At 70.8% G+C, this 1,009-nt stretch carries 2 protein-coding genes; both read right to left on the reverse strand.

All coding sequences use genetic code 11. The annotated features are described in order from the left end of the window. Window positions 1-308: 308 nt before the first annotated feature. A complete protein-coding gene (locus DP106_RS15420; protein ID WP_120086658.1) occupies window positions 309-830 on the reverse strand; it encodes a biotin/lipoyl-containing protein in 522 nt (173 codons plus the stop codon). 1 nt (window position 831) lies between these two features. Continuing rightward, window positions 832-1,009: transketolase C-terminal domain-containing protein (locus tag DP106_RS15425; RefSeq protein ID WP_276310105.1), on the reverse strand; the 178-nt coding region annotated here is incomplete at its 5' end.

A 1,009-nucleotide genomic window follows, 5' to 3' on the forward strand; every position in this document is an offset into this window, starting at 1 on the left:
TCGACGCGCCGACGCTCTACACCGTCTATCAGTCCGGCTACGGCGAGTTGCAGCCGTCGGTCGACGGACTGCGGACCGGCGACCGGATCGAGGCGACCCTCGAGGGCGACCCCGAGGCCGAGTCGGATCCCTGGCGGCTGACGGCGCTGGAACAGCTCGACCGCGTCGAAATGGGGTTTGCGGTCGGCGTCGCGCCGCCCGATGTCGCCCGCGAGGCCTGGGTGTCGGGGGCGACGGACCCGATCTACGCCACCATGACCGCGGACGACGAGCCGGTCGGCGTTTGCTGTCTGCAGCCCCGCGATCCGCTACCCGAGGGCGCGTTCGTCCCGAACGTGCTGGCTGGGTTGGTGCCGCTCGAGGACCACTTCGAGTCGATCCCGGGCGTCGGCGATCCGGCCGCCGGGACCGCTCCCGTCGACAGCGCCGATATCGACGCCGAGTTCGCGGGCCAATCGCCGGGTGGTCGGCGAGGCGAAGGTTCGGCCGTCAGCCGGTTCCGGATCAGAGCCAGTGGTGCCGGCCGTAGGGTCGGCTGCGGAACCGGCTCCCGTCGTCCCCGCGGCGTCGGCGTCCGCGTCGGCCGCCTCGCCGTCGACGGCGAACGTGACGATCACCGTCCCGACGGGGACCACCTCGCCGGGCTCGGCGAGGAGCTCCTCGACCGTCCCGTCGACCGGCGAAGGGACTTCGACGACCGCCTTGTCGGTCTCGACCTCCGCGAGTGGTTGGTCCTCTGAGACAGTCTCGCCGGGGTCGACGAGCCAGGAGACGATCTCGGCTTCGGCCAGTCCCTCGCCGATGTCGGGGAGTGCGAACTCGCGGACCATCCTACACCCCGCAGGTCTCCCGGATCGCGTCCTCGATTCGCGTGTCCTCGGGCAGGTAGTAGTCCTCCAGGGCGTACAGCGGGTAGGGGACGTCGAAGCCAGTCACGCGGTTGATCGGGGCCTCCTGGTAGTACAGCGCCTCCTCTTGGATTGTCGCCGTGATCTCGCCCGCGAGGCCG

Origin of the sequence: Halonotius pteroides (assembly GCF_003605635.1) — an archaeon.
In the GTDB taxonomy this organism is placed as follows: domain Archaea; phylum Halobacteriota; class Halobacteria; order Halobacteriales; family Haloferacaceae; genus Halonotius; species Halonotius pteroides.

Coding starts and splice junctions, on each gene's coding strand:
- DP106_RS15420 (WP_120086658.1), bottom strand. CDS start 830: ATGGTCCGCGAGTTCGCACTCCCCGACATCGGCGAGGGACTGGCCGAA.